The organism is Xenorhabdus vietnamensis, assembly GCF_002127535.1.
GTDB classification, from domain to species: Bacteria; Pseudomonadota; Gammaproteobacteria; order Enterobacterales; family Enterobacteriaceae; genus Xenorhabdus; species Xenorhabdus vietnamensis.
Window position 1 is genome coordinate 139,602 of sequence record NZ_MUBJ01000001.1, and the last position, 13,904, is coordinate 153,505.

The following is a 13,904-nucleotide window of genomic DNA, read 5'->3' on the forward strand; positions in this document are numbered from 1 at the left end:
TTTGTGGCCACTACATAACAGCATATGGTAATAATAGATAAAATTTAAATAATATGCTGGTTAACTAATTGATTTTTTATTTAAGGCGAACGAATAAAAATACTTTTACAAAATTTCATTGGACTATTTCCTGTGTTTAGGAAAATTCTTATTTTATATTTTATAAAAACATCTTTTAAAATTCAAACAGGAAAAATGGGGGAATTAATTTAGTTATATTCTTCATTTGATATGTGATATTAGGCAGGGAATATTCACACTAATTAGGAAAAACACCTAAATTTCTATCCAATAGATTTCAAGTGTTAACTTGAAGTCTATTGGATATGTAGATCTAAAAGGAATAAAAAAATATTTTCTTAATCTAGATCATCCAGAACAGATAAAGCGTCGGCCAGTTTTTTGACTCCAAATACTTTCATATCAGGTAATGATTTTTTCGGCATGTTGGCATGAGGAACAATAGCCCGTTTAAAACCGTGTTTGGCAGCTTCTGAAATGCGTTCTTGTCCACTGGGAACCGGGCGTATTTCACCAGCTAACCCAACTTCACCAAAGACCACCAGATCACGGGGCAGAGGCCGATCACGGAAACTGGAAACTAAAGAGAGCAATAATGCAAGGTCAGCACTTGTTTCCGTGACTTTTACCCCGCCTACGACGTTCACAAAAACATCTTGATCAGCCATTTGTAAGCCGCCGTGTCGGTGCAGAACCGCGAGTAGAATAGCTAGCCTGTTTTGTTCAAGCCCTACTGCTACTCGGCGTGGGTTTGACATCATGGAATGATCTACTAGTGCCTGAATTTCAACAAGTAAAGGACGAGTACCTTCCCAGACAATCATGACTGAACTGCCAGAGGTAATTTCATCACCACGACTCAGGAAAATGGCAGAAGGATTATTTATTTCCCTTAATCCCTGTTCAGTCATCGCGAACACGCCCAGCTCATTAACAGCACCGAAACGGTTTTTATGACTGCGTAAGGTACGGAAACGGGAATCAGCTTCACCATCCAACATGACGGAACAATCTATGCAGTGTTCGAGAACTTTGGGACCAGCCAAAGAGCCATCTTTTGTTACATGTCCAACCATGATAATGGCAACACCACGGGTTTTGGCAAACCGTGTCAGGTAAGCTGCGGTTTCCCTTACCTGAGCAACACTGCCTGGTGATGATTGAATATCTGCCATGTGCATGACCTGAATTGAATCAATCACCATGAGTTTAGGTTGTTCTTGTTCTGCAATCAGACAAATCTGTTCAATGCTGGTTTCCGACAGCATGTTCAATTGCTCTGTCGGCAAACCCAGTCGATGTGCTCGCATCGCTACCTGCTGCAATGATTCTTCCCCAGTGACATAAAGGGTTTTCATCTGGGTTGATAACTGACACATGGTTTGTAAAAGCAGGGTACTCTTCCCCGCTCCAGGATTACCACCAATCAAAATGGCACTACCGGGAACTACGCCACCGCCGAGAACACGGTCAAACTCTTTAAATCCTGTAGAAAAACGGGGCAGTTCTTCCAGACTGATGTCAGATAGTTTCTGTACCTTACTGATACCTGTATCCCCGGCATAGCCGCTGAAACGCTCGTTTCTGGATGATGAAGCTGCGGCCAAACGTATTTCTGTAATCGTATTCCACGCGTGACATGCGGTACATTGCCCCTGCCAGCGGGGATAATCCGCGCCACACTCGTTACAGACAAATGCCCGCTTTGCTGCTTTTGCCACTTTATTCTTCCTCAATATAATGACTTTTGCCTATTGGCATTAGCGTTCTTCGTGTTTCAAACCACCGCTCAAGACACACAGAACACCCATTAAATCTGCATGACGGATAGCAACTTTGGCTTGGGCATATACTTTGGGTTTGGCATGATAGGCTATCCCCAATCCTGCTTTGCGGATCATTTTCAGATCATTAGCGCCATCGCCAATGGCGACGGTTTGACTCATAGGAATATCCAGGGTTTTTGCCAATCTTATCAACGTGGTTGCCTTGTATTTTGCATCGACAATCGGCCCTTTGACCTTACCGGTCAGCTTGCCGTCTTTTATCTCCAATTGATTGGCGATTGCGTCAAAAAGACGTAGTTGTTGGCGAAGACTATCGGCAAAGAAAGTGAACCCACCAGAGGCAATTGCGACATGCCAATCTAATGATTGTAACTTGCGAACAAGGCTGGTTAACCCAGGCATAAGAGGAAGAGTTTCCATCACTTGTTGCAAGATTGATGCGTCAGAACCTGCCAACTGGGCAACTCGCTCGCGTAGACTTTCTGAAAAATCCAGTTCGCCTTGCATCGCTCGTTCGGTAATTTCAGCCACCTTATCACCAACACCTGCCAGTCGGGCAATCTCATCAATGCATTCAATCTGGATAGCGGTAGAATCCATATCCATTACTAATAAACCGGGTGAACGAAGACGTGGAATTTGTCCCAATGGAACGACATCCAGACGGCACTCATCAGCCAGTCGTTTAATACGAGGCGAAAGGCTGCCAGCAATGCGGACAACCTGATAATCATCAATCCGCCATGAAGAAACCACCACAATGGCTGCTCCCAATCTGTGCTGAAAATCACTGATACGCTGTTTATCCAAACCACGCCCATACAGTAACCAGCCACTATCTCCTGCTCTGTAATCCAGTGGCATGACTTCATCACCGCTGAGGGATAAGGGTAACCCGGGCCATTTATGAATCTCATCCGGTAAGTAGCGATAGGCCAGATTATTAGACATGAACATAGACTCCTGTAATTCCATATAATGTGGTGCAGGCAAAAAACGCTTTTCAAACTATCCTATCAGTACTACATCTGGCAACATGTGCTTTATGAGCATGGAAAGAGATAACTATGATAAAAGCAAAGCTAAAACTTAGACTGCACAAAACGGCGATTATATTAATATGTATAGCATTGTTAGTACTGCTGATGCAGGGGGTTTCCTATTTCAGCCGTTCTCAACAATTGGTTCAGATGGATCAGTTTGAAGATTTGGCGAAAACCTTGGCAAAACAGGTCGCATTCAGCTTGTCTGATTATATGGGTAATGATAACCAAGATCTTAATAATAAAAAGATTGTAGCTAGTTTAGATTACCTGACCAGTCACAGCCGTATTTTGGATGCCGCTGTTTATCTGGAGGATGGAACACAGATAGCACAAAGTGGTGAACCGATTTCTGTTAGTGAACGATTATCGTTGAAAGGTAAAAAATCCAGTAGTTATTTCAACCAACAACTCGTAATACCCATACAGGGAAAAAATCACCCAAAAGGTTTTCTGCGCCTGACTCTGGATATTCACCGATTGGCAACTGAAGCTAAGCAGGTCGATAACACGACCAACTTACTTAGGATAATGCTTCTGCTATCTTTGGCGATTGGATTTATTCTGGCCCATACCTTACTGAAATTGTCTCCTAGCCGTTGGCAGCAGTCACCTTATCTATTGACCGCCAATGCTAAACCTTCCGATGAAGAAACAAAAAATAAAGATAACGATAACGATGATAATCTCCGGCGGTAACATCAAAATTATTGTTGGTTATTATGCGGGTTACCTTTCTTATTACCAGCATTGTTGGCTTGTGATCAGGCTTACTATCGAGAAAAGTAGTCCGCACCTCTTATTTCCCATAATACCGCTTGAAACAAAAGGAATAGAGCATACCGTGTAGAAGTGCAAGCACAACTGCGCTATAAAACACAACCGGCTTGTGAGAAATATCAATGTGCACAATTGGTATATTGTCAAAACGGAAGATATACATATGAAAGGCCATAGCTGCTATTGCGAGCATGATCCCCGCAGCATTGTGGTGGATTTGGTGTGACAATAAGAGCCATTTTAAGGTGAAGAAAAAAGGAATAAGCATCAATAAAGAAATAACTATGTAAACCATTATCATTTCCTTAAGTTTTTGTTTGAGATCTTAATGTAAGTAGATGGGTTAATTACTGCCATAGACACACAAAGCATTTCGGTTATCTGTTTAATCTAACCGTCATTTGTTGTCGTAAAATAAGTCTAGATTATCAATCATACATAAATAGTAAACATGGTTATTATTAATGTTTTTGATTTTATTTATGAATTATAGTGTTTTAAAGATAAGGCTCTGTTTAGGTACATGACCTGAACCCTGTTGAAGAACAGAATTCAGGTCTGTAGGAATGGATTGAATAAAGTGTATGGGTGCATAGTGAGTTATGCTTTTGGGAACCTGTTCTTTTGCTGTTGCGTGATTTATTATTTTTTAATGTTCATTATTACTAAAATTGATTGTAAGTATCAGGATCTGGCCCTATCCGCTTCCCAATATCCAATTCAGCCATGGCTGTTAGATCTTCTTTTTCCAGCCTGAAGTCAAATACATCAAAATTTTCTTTAATACGGGAAGGAGTAACCGATTTAGGAATGGCAATCATTCCACATTCAAGATGCCAGCGAATCACAATTTGCGCTGGGGTCTTACCGTATTTAAGCGCTAGACGTTCAACCAATGGAGAATTAAAAACACCTTTCCCACCTCGTGATAACGGGCTCCAGGACTCGGTTGTAATATGATGGGTGGCATTCCATGAGTGAAGTTGCCGTTGTTGAAATAAGGGATGCAATTCAATTTGATTGATTGCGGGGATCACGCCGGTTTCTAACATGATTTTTTGCAAATGTTCGATATGAAAATTACACACACCAATACTGCGAGTTAGACCAGCTTCTTTCAGTTCAATCAGTTGTTTCCAGGCATCAACATAATGATTTTGTTCGGGCACCGGCCACTGTATGAGATAGAGATCAACATAATCTAACTGTAATTTGTCCAGGCTTTCTTGCAATGCCGCACTAGCATCCAGATGGCGATCATTCCAAAGTTTAGTGGTAATGAAGATTTCTTCGCGTGGGATATCAGTTTCTTTCAAGGCTTTTCCCACACCTTCTTCGTTATGAAAAATCGCTGCTGTATCAATGGAGCGATAACCGACTTCTAACGCGGTATGGATAGACTTAACGACCTGCTCATTACTCGCTTTCCAAAGACCAAGCCCCAATTGTGGCATATGATTCTCATCAACGAGTTTAATAATTGTCTGCTGACCCATTCTGACCTCCTCCAGGTTTGGAATTTTAGATGGACGCTTCATAAATCCGTTTACTGATATCAAGTGTAATATCTTGGAGTTCACCGAAGGCAACCAAACCTTGCTGTTCTAACTTTTTGATCATTGCTGGAATAGAACTGCCACCAAGTTGGTAATCAGAAAGATGGGTTTTTACACCCAGACTTTCGGGAAACTAACGTGTGGCGTCAATAGCATGATTAATTTGTTCGTCTTCTGCCTCCTCCGTAAAGCCCTAAATACGTCGAGCATATTGCAGAAGTTTGTCATGTTTCGCCTTCCGTTTTTCCTGCAAAAGGTATGGCAAAATCATTGCCAATGTTTGGGCATGATCTAAGCAGTGGAAGGCTGTTAATTGGTAAACCAGCGCACGTGTTGCCCAATTCTGGGGTACGCCGACCCCTAATAACAGAATCATGTAAGTTTTTGGCTATACCAGCGAATCTATTTTTATACATCGTAATGATAAATATGTTAAAGCGGTAAATAGATTACTTGTTTTTCTTTGATGCCCCTTTCTTATGACGCCAATACATCAACAGAGAAGCGGACAACCCACTTATCAATAGAATGACGGGCAAGATCATCAAAATATTCATGACCAGATCCTGATGTGCTTTAATGAAAGGGATTTGGTTCAAAATATAGCCAAAACCCACGATAATAATGACCCATAAGAAGCCACTTAACCAGTTAAAAAATTGAAAGCGTTTATTATTTAGACCGGAAATACCGGCAAACGTTGGCAGGAGAGTTCGAACAAATGCTAAAAAGCGCCCGATAAGCAGGGCAGACAAACCGTGTTTGGAGAATAACACATCGGCACGTTGGCGATATTGAAGGGGAAGCTGAGCCAGCCAATTTTTGACCGTGTGAGTGTGGCCGAGCCATCGTCCTTGTAAATAACTTAGCCAACAACCCAGACTGGCCGCGATGGTCAGCAGAACTACTGTGGGGATGAAACTCATGACACCTTTGGCAATTAAGGCACCGGAAAGCATCAGCAAAGTATCACCGGGTAAAAAAGCGGCTGGCAGCAGTCCGTTTTCCAACACTAGCGTGACAAAGAGGATGCCATAAATAATCCAGATGACATCCGGATTGGCAAGTTGGTGAAAATCATGATGCCAGAGTGCATGCACAATCTCGCTTAACGTTTCCATTGTTTATCCTGTGATTTTTACGAGTAAAATAATTAACGAACAGAGCTATCCCAGTGTACCGTAAAATGATGGGATGAGTGGGATTTGATTCGGTCTCGTTAAGGACTGGTATTGCAGAAGAAAAATAGTGACGATCAAATAAGGAGGGTCATCATTTCATCAAGTGCAGGGGAAGATTGCCTATGATGTTTGAGTAACCCATTTTCAATTAATTGCTACCGCCAGAGGGGCATAAGTTGTTGACAAAAACGTTAATCATTCCCCTTAGGTACTTTTATTCTTTTCCTTAAGTAGAGTTCACATTATCTACGATACGCAATGACGGCAATACCCAGCGATAGCAATATTCAGTGACAACAAGGCGCAATAAATAGATAGCCATGATTTTAATTGTTTTTGGCTGTTGAAAGCCTTCATTAAGGTACTCTTGATGTTAACTAATCGCCAGACGAGCAAAACCCGCTTCCAGATCATCAATCAAATCCTGTGGATCTTCCAGCCCAATATGGAGACGGAATAAGGTGCCGGTTTTCTGCGGCGAGTGGTACTGGCGCAGTTGCTTAAGCATTTCCGGCTGAATTCCCAAAATCAATGACTCAAAACCTCCCCACGAAAAGGCCATCTTAAAATGGTTCAGATGATCGAGATAATCAGCAAATTGTTGAGGAGTCAGCTGTGTATTCAAGATAAAAGAAAACAGGCCACAGGAACCCGTGAAATCGCGCTGAAAGTACTGATGCCCTGGGCAAGAAGGTAGAGCAGGATGATAAACTTCGGCGACTTCCGACCGTTGTGCGAGCCACTTGGCAATTTTGATACTGTTTTTTTCGTGTTGTTTTAAGCGAACCGCTAACGTGCGTAATCCCCGGTTTGCCATGTACACCGTATCGGGATCGGCAATTTGCCCCAGCAAATAAGATCTTTCTCTGAGCTGCTCCCAACATCGTGCATTGGCGACCGCAGTGCCGAGCATTCCGTCTGAATGACCAATAATGTATTTTGTAGCGGATTGAACGGAAATATCGATGCCAAACTCCAGCGCTTTAAACAGTACGCCTGCCGCCCATGTATTATCGATGATAATCACAATCTCAGGATTGATTTGCCGAACAGTACGCACGATGGCGGGAATATCTTGGACTTCCATCGTCAGGGAACCGGGTGACTCAAGAAAGAGAACTTTGGTATTGGGTTGAATCAGCGAAGCAATATTTTCTCCGATCATTGGATCAAAATAATCGGTGGAGATCCCCATTTTTTTCAGAAAGTGATCGCAAAATTCCTGCGTGGGTTCATAAGCAGTGCCTGTCATTAGAACATGATCACCTGTTTCTACGAATGCCAGAATCGAATGGGTAATTGCGGCCGCACCGGAAGGGTATAGGGCACAGCCTGCACCGCCTTCCAGCTCTGCCATTGCAGATTGAAAGGCAAAATGTGTCAGTGTGCCACGGCGTCCATAAAATAATTCGCCTTTGGTACGGTTCTTCAAGGCTTGCTTTAAGTCTTCAACAGTATCGAAAATGACAGATGAAGTGCGTTGAAGAATAGGGTTGACGGCACTTTGCGTAAATTTTTTTTGTCTCCCGGCACCGACCAATAAGGTTTCCAGCTTTTTTTCTGTCATGACATTGTTCCCCAAATTAATTTCCTGCTTATGATCGCAATAAAATTATTCAAATAATGATTAGAAAGTTAAAAGATTTGGCGTTGTTTTGCCAAAGGGATTCGCACAACTTGAGGAAAATTCAAGGTGAGTTGCTGAAGGTAAATCAGAATAGATTAACGAAGGAACATCATTAATTTGTACTTTTTTATTAAATAGTAATGATAATTACTATCAAATCGCACAATGTCTGATATCATTTGCAGCGGACTTTTTTCCCTTTGCGGTAAGAAGTATGAATCAGGGTTCAGATGTGGCTTGTATCCCCGCAGTGTAGAACCAAACTGCAAGATGAGGGAGATACAAGTTGAAAAAGAGAACCCTGACTCAGGAAATATTAGGATTAGCAAGATGAGTAAATGTGATTCACTGCTAAGTAACAGAATCTATAAGAAAGAGAGTAAGGCTAACTGATGCGTAATTTGACAGCTTCTATTCTATTGGCACTTGGATTAACAAGTTCAGCATGGGCTGATACAGCGCCAGCCGCACCAGAAAATCAGGCTGCTGCTCAGGTAGCCGCTCCAGCAACACCAGTATCTTCTGTAGCTCCACAGGCGGCTGAGCCAACAGTTAATACGCCGAAAACTGATACGCAAAAAACTGACGTACCATCAACCACAGAAGCGCAAACCGTGGCGGCTGATGCAACTAAAAATGCTGCTGCTACTGAAACTACAACCACTGAAACAATTGTGGCACCAATCCAGGAAAATTCTGAAAACCAGTCCAGTGGCTTTGCAGCAGATCTGTCTATTTGGGGTATGTACCAAAATGCGGATGCAGTAGTCAAAACTGTCATGGTGGGGCTGGTGATTGCTTCTGTTATTACGTGGGCACTGTTTTTCTCCAAAGGTGTTGAACTCTTAATGGCTCGCCGCCGTTTACGTAAAGAGCAATTGGCTTTGGTTGATGTCGCCAATCTGGATACGGCAGTGAAAATCGCAGCAGACTTTGGCAATCGCAGCATCAGCCGTTTGTTGTTGAGTGAAGCACAATCAGAGCGCGCTCTGTCTGCTGACAGCATTGACAAGGTTGGAACCAAAGAGCGAACGTCATTCCGCATGGAACGTACCGTCGCAGCAATCAGCCGCCATATGGGGCGTGGTAACGGTTATCTGGCGACCATTGGCGCAATTTCGCCATTCGTGGGGCTGTTTGGTACTGTTTGGGGGATCATGAACAGCTTTATCGGTATCGCTCACTCACAAACAACTAATTTGGCCGTTGTTGCTCCCGGTATTGCGGAAGCACTGTTGGCAACAGCATTGGGTCTGGTGGCAGCGATCCCTGCGGTAGTAATTTATAACGTCTTTGCCCGTGTTATTGCATCATACCGTGGTCAGGTGGGAGATATGGCTGCTCAGGCAATTCTATTGCTGGGGCGTGATCTTGATCTGGCTGAAAGCAAAGCAGAAAAAGCAGAAGCAAGGTAATAAATTATGGCAATACGTCTTAATGAAGATTTGGACGATAGCGGTGAATTGCATGAAATTAACGTCACGCCATTTATTGACGTGATGTTGGTGCTGCTGATTATTTTCATGGTAGCAGCGCCATTGGCAACCGTAGATATTAAAGTTGATTTGCCTGCATCGTCCGCCAAACCGCAACCCCGACCAGAAAAACCTGTATTTTTGACGGTGAAAGCAGATAAACAGCTGTATGTGGGGGATCAGGTCGTTGAGCGTGATAATTTATCTTTGGTATTGGATCAAACCACGCAATCCAACAAAGACACAACGATTTTCTTCCAGGCAGATAAAACCGTGGATTATGAAACCCTGATGAGTGTAATGGATTCTCTGCGCAAAGCGGGTTACCTCAAAGTGGGATTAGTAGGAATGGAATCCGTTTCTGCCCAATAGCGCTTCTTGATTATCTGCCAATATAAATAGTCTGAATAATCAACTGCTCAAATAAAAAACTGCCCGAATAGTAAAATCGGGCAGTTTTGACTATGAAACCATTTTGTAATTTTATTATTTGTTTCTCTTTTAGTTTCTGACTATTACTTTATCTTTAGGTGAAAATCCTATTATGAAATCACCAATGCCGTTTTTTCCAGTCAATGTTTCTTCCAGTCAAAAGGTAATAGTTCATTGAGAGATAAAATCTTTTCTTTAGTGACTTTCACTTCAGCGTGAATATTCTCTGGGTTTATTTGGCTGATAAATTCCCGACAGCGGCCACAGGGAGGGATGATATCACCATGCCGATTGACAGCAATAAGCCTGATTATCCGTGTTTCTCCTTGTTTTATCATCTCCGCAATTGCGCCGTGTTCTGCACAAAATCCCATAGAGCAGGCAGTATCAATATTAATTCCAGTATAAATATGACCTGATTCGCTTTGAATAACAGCACTGACATGACCATATTTAATATATTTATTTAATTGTGTTGGGGATATTAGCTGATGTGCCATATGCTCCATTTCGTCAAAAGAAATCACAAAACGCTCCTTACTCATGATTGAACGGCGAACGGCTAAATAAAACCAGTGGCTCAGTCTTTTATATTACGGATAAATGCAATAACCGACTGCGCCATTTCCTCCTCATTGTCTCCTTCTACCCGAATCATCACTTCCATACCGTTTTTGATTCCCATCGACATAACTTTGAACATGCTTTTCAGGTTGGCACTTTTATTTCCTCTGATAATTTCAATCTTTCCACTATAATTTTTGACAAAATTACAGAGTTGGGCGCAAGGTCGGGTATGCAGCCCTGAAGGTGCAGTAACTACCACCGAATATTCAACCATAAAATTTACCTGCCAATAAAAAATAAGATTAGCATTTTGTTAATGCTTTACCCTGAGTTTGAATAACATCCTGATACCAATAAAATGAGTCTTTCTTATAACGGGAGAGATCCTTAATGTCTTTATCTGTTCTATTTACATAGACAAAACCATATCTTTTTTTATATCCATTGCTGGTGGAAAGCACATCAATAAAACTCCATGGATTATAGGAAATAACCTCAACCCCATAATTCATCGCTTGTTTAATGGCATTAAGATGTTGTTGAATATAATGAATACGATAATCATCATGAATAGAGCCATCAGATTCCAGCTTATCATCAGCACCAAAACCATTTTCCGTGATCATCAAGGGTTTTTGATAACGGCTATATAAATCACGCAAAAGATATTCCAACCCGATGGGATCGATTGCCCAATCCCAGTCAGTTGTCTCAAGGTGTGGATTTTTATGAATTTGGTAGAAATCCGGTTGAATTTCATATCCGTCTATCTGCCCTTTAACACCTGTTGGATTAAAGCCGTCCATTCGCCGTTGAGCATTTTTGGAGGCTGCGGCGGCGGCATGACTGCAATAGTAATTAATTGCCAGAAAATCAGAATAACCCTCCTTGATTAACGCCATATCACCTACTTCGATGCGCGGTGCCAGGCCATGATTTTTTAAGTAGATTAATGCCGATTGATTGTAGTGCCCTTTCAAATAAATATCGGTGAAGTAGTAATTACGTAGATCATTGGCATTCTGGGCGGCTAAATTATCTTCCGGTCTGCTGGTCAGCGGATAAATGGCGGAATATCCTAATGCTGCTCCAACCAAACCATTGGGTACCCATTGATGAACCAGCTTGCAGGCGATGGCATGGGCGAGATTCATATGATGATTAATTTGATATTTGATCTGTTCATCATGAAGATAATGATTTGGAATTAAACATTTTTTCGTCCAGAATTGCACAATAATGCTTTGTTCATTGATCGTTAGCCAATATTTGACTTTCTTACCATATTCTTTGATTACAAACTCTGCGTAATGAGCAAAATCCTCTACACTTTGCCGATCGATCCAGCCATGATATTTTTCGACCAGCGCCATTGGCATATCATAATGATAAAGAGTAGGAATCGGCGTTATGTCATTTTTCAACAACTCATCAATAAGATTATGATAAAATTCGACTCCTTTATCATTTACCTTCCCAATTCCTTCTGGAAAAATACGCGACCATGCTATGGAAAAACGATAAGATTTTAAACCAAGCTCTTTCATTAAAGCGACATCTTCTTTATAGCGATGGTAATGATCACTGGTGATATGTGTATCTGCAAAATCTGGATTGTTATTGAGAATATCTTGCTGTGAAAGTCTTTTACCATATTTTTCCGCGGCACCTTCAACCTGATAAGCACTGGTTGATGCTCCCCAAAGAAAATTCTCTGGAAATAAATCGTTATTATTTTTCATGATATTTTCCTTTATTGATTTTTATTAGTCATTTTGTGAATAAGTTCATAAAGACTAATTATTTCTTTTCTCAAATTAAGTTCACTGCGTATTGTCATCAATGTATCTTGAGCATGAATAAACAGTAAGTCTAAATAAAAGCTTTCACCCTGAGTTTCTTTTTGAATAACATCAGTTTGTGCATGATGAGCAGATAACATCATTTTTCTGGCCTTATCCAAATATAAATGAGCGTTTTTAAAATCACCAATATGGGCATATTTAATGGCTTCTTCACTTTTTTCTCTGGCATTACCCGCATTGAGAATAATTTCCAGAGCAACGGGAGTTAAAACATTGTCCTCTCGGTTCATTTTTTAATTTCCTGATAAAATTACACAATTTAATCTAATTCTGCTGACTTACACTGGCACTTTCTTCCTCAATACGTTTCTTTTCATAAACCTTAAAGAAGGGATACCAAGTAATGAGGAAAACAGCCATGAGTACCATATAGCAAATGATGGCCCGCCAGTCTTCTGTGATAAGGACACTGGAAAACGGGGCTGGTATCTGGCCAACTTGAATCATTTTCGCGGGAATATTCAGCCAATCTGAGCGCATGAAAATCCATACGATAATTGGGCTGGTGATTGCATTGATCCACATTGGCAGCATTAATAGTGGATTGAGAACGATTGGCGTCCCGAACACCAATGGTTCGTTGATATTGAAGCAAGAAGGGCCGATACAGATATAACCTGTTGTTTTCAGTTCCTTGGATTTTGAAAACAGCATTAAAAGATTCAGGGCAAGAGTTGCACCAGTCCCTCCCATCGTGATCAAAGCTGCGGTGAACATGGTTTCATAAGTCACAATATTGGTCGGGGGTTGTCCGGCAGCAACTTGTGCAATATTGGCAGAGATCCCAAGCATGAAGATTGGCATTTGCAAGCCAGTAAATGTCCAGACCGAAATACCCATGGACATGGCTATTGCAGGAATTAGCGCCATGAGGATAAACCCGGGCAGGGTTTGCCCAAACACAGCAATAGGTGAAAAAAATGACAGTAACTTGGAAAAAACATCAATATTAAAGGTGAAGACCAGTAAAGTCCCGGAACTGATGGAAATCAGTATGGGGATAATCGAATGTATCCAGCTGACAACAAAATCAGGCAAAGAGCTCTCTTTCAAAAATCCTGTCTTGGTATATAAGTGAAAGAGGTAAGAAACAAACAATCCCGTGATAATCCCCAATAAAATTCCTGCAGGGCCAAAGCGATCAAAACTCACGATCATATTGCCATCAGCAAATTCTGGTTTGATGAACATCATGTAGACACAAATTGAAGTGAGTCCGGCAATGAGCGTATATCGAAAATGATGTAGTTTCTCCATCATTTGGTTAGCAATCATAAAAGCAGTAATCAAGCCGAGCATTCCGAAGGAATAATTAGCTATTTTTCCAAGATCAGGCAAGAATAAAAAATAAGAACGAAATACATTATAAAAAAATATAAGTGAACCGGCTAAAATAAAAGGAATATTTTTCTGCATTGCACCAGAAATAGCTGCTACCCAAGGTCGTTTGGTAAAGTTTTGCATAGCAGGTGCAAATGAATCAGATAGCCAAGACATAAATGCTTTCATTTTGCATCTCTCTTTAGTTATTTTTCTTTAAAATTCCCTGGTGAAGTTAATTTAGATGATT

The 13,904-nt window shown here is 41.3% G+C and carries 14 protein-coding genes and 1 pseudogene; 3 read left to right on the forward strand and 12 right to left on the reverse strand.

What is annotated here, in order from left to right:
- Nucleotides 1–359: 359 nt before the first annotated feature.
- Together radA and serB are read right to left on the reverse strand one after the other, a co-directional pair.
- Nucleotides 360–1,742 (reverse strand): DNA repair protein RadA, encoded by a 1,383-nt coding sequence (gene radA / locus Xvie_RS00605; RefSeq protein ID WP_086107471.1) that lies wholly within the window; start codon nt 1,740–1,742, stop codon nt 360–362.
- Nucleotides 1,743–1,781: 39 nt separating this feature from the next.
- Entirely contained in the window at nt 1,782–2,759 is a 978-nt protein-coding gene (gene serB / locus Xvie_RS00610; protein ID WP_086107472.1) for a phosphoserine phosphatase, read from the reverse strand.
- 116 nt (nt 2,760–2,875) lie between these two features.
- Between serB and Xvie_RS00615 the strand changes: the two genes are divergently transcribed.
- On the forward strand, nt 2,876–3,550 hold the full coding sequence (locus Xvie_RS00615) for a YtjB family periplasmic protein (RefSeq protein ID WP_086107473.1): 675 nt from the start codon (nt 2,876–2,878) through the stop codon (nt 3,548–3,550).
- 100 nt (nt 3,551–3,650) lie between these two features.
- Here Xvie_RS00615 and Xvie_RS00620 read toward each other — a convergent pair whose 3' ends face one another.
- The 5 genes and pseudogenes from Xvie_RS00620 to metC form a co-directional block, all read right to left on the reverse strand.
- Nucleotides 3,651–3,926, reverse strand: a complete 276-nt coding sequence (locus tag Xvie_RS00620) for a hypothetical protein (RefSeq protein WP_086107474.1) — start codon at nt 3,924–3,926, stop codon at nt 3,651–3,653.
- Nucleotides 3,927–4,296: 370 nt separating this feature from the next.
- Nucleotides 4,297–5,127 (reverse strand): 2,5-didehydrogluconate reductase DkgA, encoded by an 831-nt coding sequence (dkgA, locus tag Xvie_RS00625; RefSeq protein WP_086107475.1) that lies wholly within the window; start codon nt 5,125–5,127, stop codon nt 4,297–4,299.
- A 25-nt stretch (nt 5,128–5,152) separates the two neighbouring features.
- Nucleotides 5,153–5,554: pseudogene (locus Xvie_RS22425) on the reverse strand (NADH-dependent alcohol dehydrogenase); the annotation flags it as partial.
- Between the two features lie 82 nt (nt 5,555–5,636).
- Nucleotides 5,637–6,308 (reverse strand): DedA family protein, encoded by a 672-nt coding sequence (locus Xvie_RS00635; protein ID WP_086107477.1) that lies wholly within the window; start codon nt 6,306–6,308, stop codon nt 5,637–5,639.
- Between the two features lie 433 nt (nt 6,309–6,741).
- On the reverse strand, nt 6,742–7,935 hold the full coding sequence (gene metC / locus Xvie_RS00640; RefSeq protein ID WP_086107478.1) for a cystathionine beta-lyase: 1,194 nt from the start codon (nt 7,933–7,935) through the stop codon (nt 6,742–6,744).
- A gap of 452 nt (nt 7,936–8,387) precedes the next feature.
- Here metC and exbB point away from each other — a divergent pair, with 452 nt between their 5' ends.
- Complete coding sequence (gene exbB, locus Xvie_RS00645) at nt 8,388–9,410, forward strand: tonB-system energizer ExbB (protein WP_086107479.1); 1,023 nt, start codon at nt 8,388–8,390, stop codon at nt 9,408–9,410.
- A 6-nt stretch (nt 9,411–9,416) separates the two neighbouring features.
- Nucleotides 9,417–9,842: a TonB system transport protein ExbD gene (exbD, locus tag Xvie_RS00650; protein ID WP_086107480.1), complete on the forward strand. Its 426-nt coding sequence runs from the start codon at nt 9,417–9,419 to the stop codon at nt 9,840–9,842.
- A gap of 200 nt (nt 9,843–10,042) precedes the next feature.
- Here the strand turns inward: exbD and Xvie_RS00655 are convergent, their stop codons facing one another.
- From Xvie_RS00655 to Xvie_RS00675, 5 genes are read right to left on the reverse strand one after another with little or no spacing between them, the layout of a single operon-like run.
- A complete protein-coding gene (locus tag Xvie_RS00655) occupies nt 10,043–10,429 on the reverse strand; it encodes a cytidine deaminase family protein (protein ID WP_208612487.1) in 387 nt (128 codons plus the stop codon).
- Nucleotides 10,430–10,482: 53 nt separating this feature from the next.
- Nucleotides 10,483–10,743 (reverse strand): HPr family phosphocarrier protein, encoded by a 261-nt coding sequence (locus tag Xvie_RS00660; protein WP_086107481.1) that lies wholly within the window; start codon nt 10,741–10,743, stop codon nt 10,483–10,485.
- A 28-nt stretch (nt 10,744–10,771) separates the two neighbouring features.
- Nucleotides 10,772–12,211 carry a glycoside hydrolase family 1 protein gene (locus Xvie_RS00665; protein WP_086107482.1) on the reverse strand — a complete coding sequence of 480 codons (1,440 nt, stop codon included), beginning with the start codon at nt 12,209–12,211 and terminating at the stop codon, nt 10,772–10,774.
- A gap of 11 nt (nt 12,212–12,222) precedes the next feature.
- Complete coding sequence (locus Xvie_RS00670; protein ID WP_086107483.1) at nt 12,223–12,564, reverse strand: PTS sugar transporter subunit IIA; 342 nt, start codon at nt 12,562–12,564, stop codon at nt 12,223–12,225.
- 34 nt (nt 12,565–12,598) lie between these two features.
- Nucleotides 12,599–13,843, reverse strand: a complete 1,245-nt coding sequence (locus tag Xvie_RS00675; RefSeq protein ID WP_086107484.1) for a PTS transporter subunit EIIC — start codon at nt 13,841–13,843, stop codon at nt 12,599–12,601.
- Nucleotides 13,844–13,904: the final 61 nt, after the last annotated feature.

Bases quoted from the DNA above. Each gene is read 5' to 3' on its own strand.
- Xvie_RS00665 (WP_086107482.1), bottom strand. From the start codon at position 12,211: ATGAAAAATAATAACGATTTATTTCCAGAGAATTTTCTTTGGGGAGCA.
- Xvie_RS00620 (WP_086107474.1), bottom strand. From the start codon at position 3,926: ATGGTTTACATAGTTATTTCTTTATTGATGCTTATTCCTTTTTTCTTC.
- dkgA (WP_086107475.1), bottom strand. From the start codon at position 5,127: ATGGGTCAGCAGACAATTATTAAACTCGTTGATGAGAATCATATGCCA.
- Xvie_RS00635 (WP_086107477.1), bottom strand. From the start codon at position 6,308: ATGGAAACGTTAAGCGAGATTGTGCATGCACTCTGGCATCATGATTTT.
- metC (WP_086107478.1), bottom strand. From the start codon at position 7,935: ATGACAGAAAAAAAGCTGGAAACCTTATTGGTCGGTGCCGGGAGACAA.
- exbD (WP_086107480.1), top strand. From the start codon at position 9,417: ATGGCAATACGTCTTAATGAAGATTTGGACGATAGCGGTGAATTGCAT.
- Xvie_RS00660 (WP_086107481.1), bottom strand. From the start codon at position 10,743: ATGGTTGAATATTCGGTGGTAGTTACTGCACCTTCAGGGCTGCATACC.
- exbB (WP_086107479.1), top strand. From the start codon at position 8,388: ATGCGTAATTTGACAGCTTCTATTCTATTGGCACTTGGATTAACAAGT.
- Xvie_RS00615 (WP_086107473.1), top strand. From the start codon at position 2,876: ATGATAAAAGCAAAGCTAAAACTTAGACTGCACAAAACGGCGATTATA.
- Xvie_RS00675 (WP_086107484.1), bottom strand. From the start codon at position 13,843: ATGAAAGCATTTATGTCTTGGCTATCTGATTCATTTGCACCTGCTATG.
- serB (WP_086107472.1), bottom strand. From the start codon at position 2,759: ATGTCTAATAATCTGGCCTATCGCTACTTACCGGATGAGATTCATAAA.
- Xvie_RS00670 (WP_086107483.1), bottom strand. From the start codon at position 12,564: ATGAACCGAGAGGACAATGTTTTAACTCCCGTTGCTCTGGAAATTATT.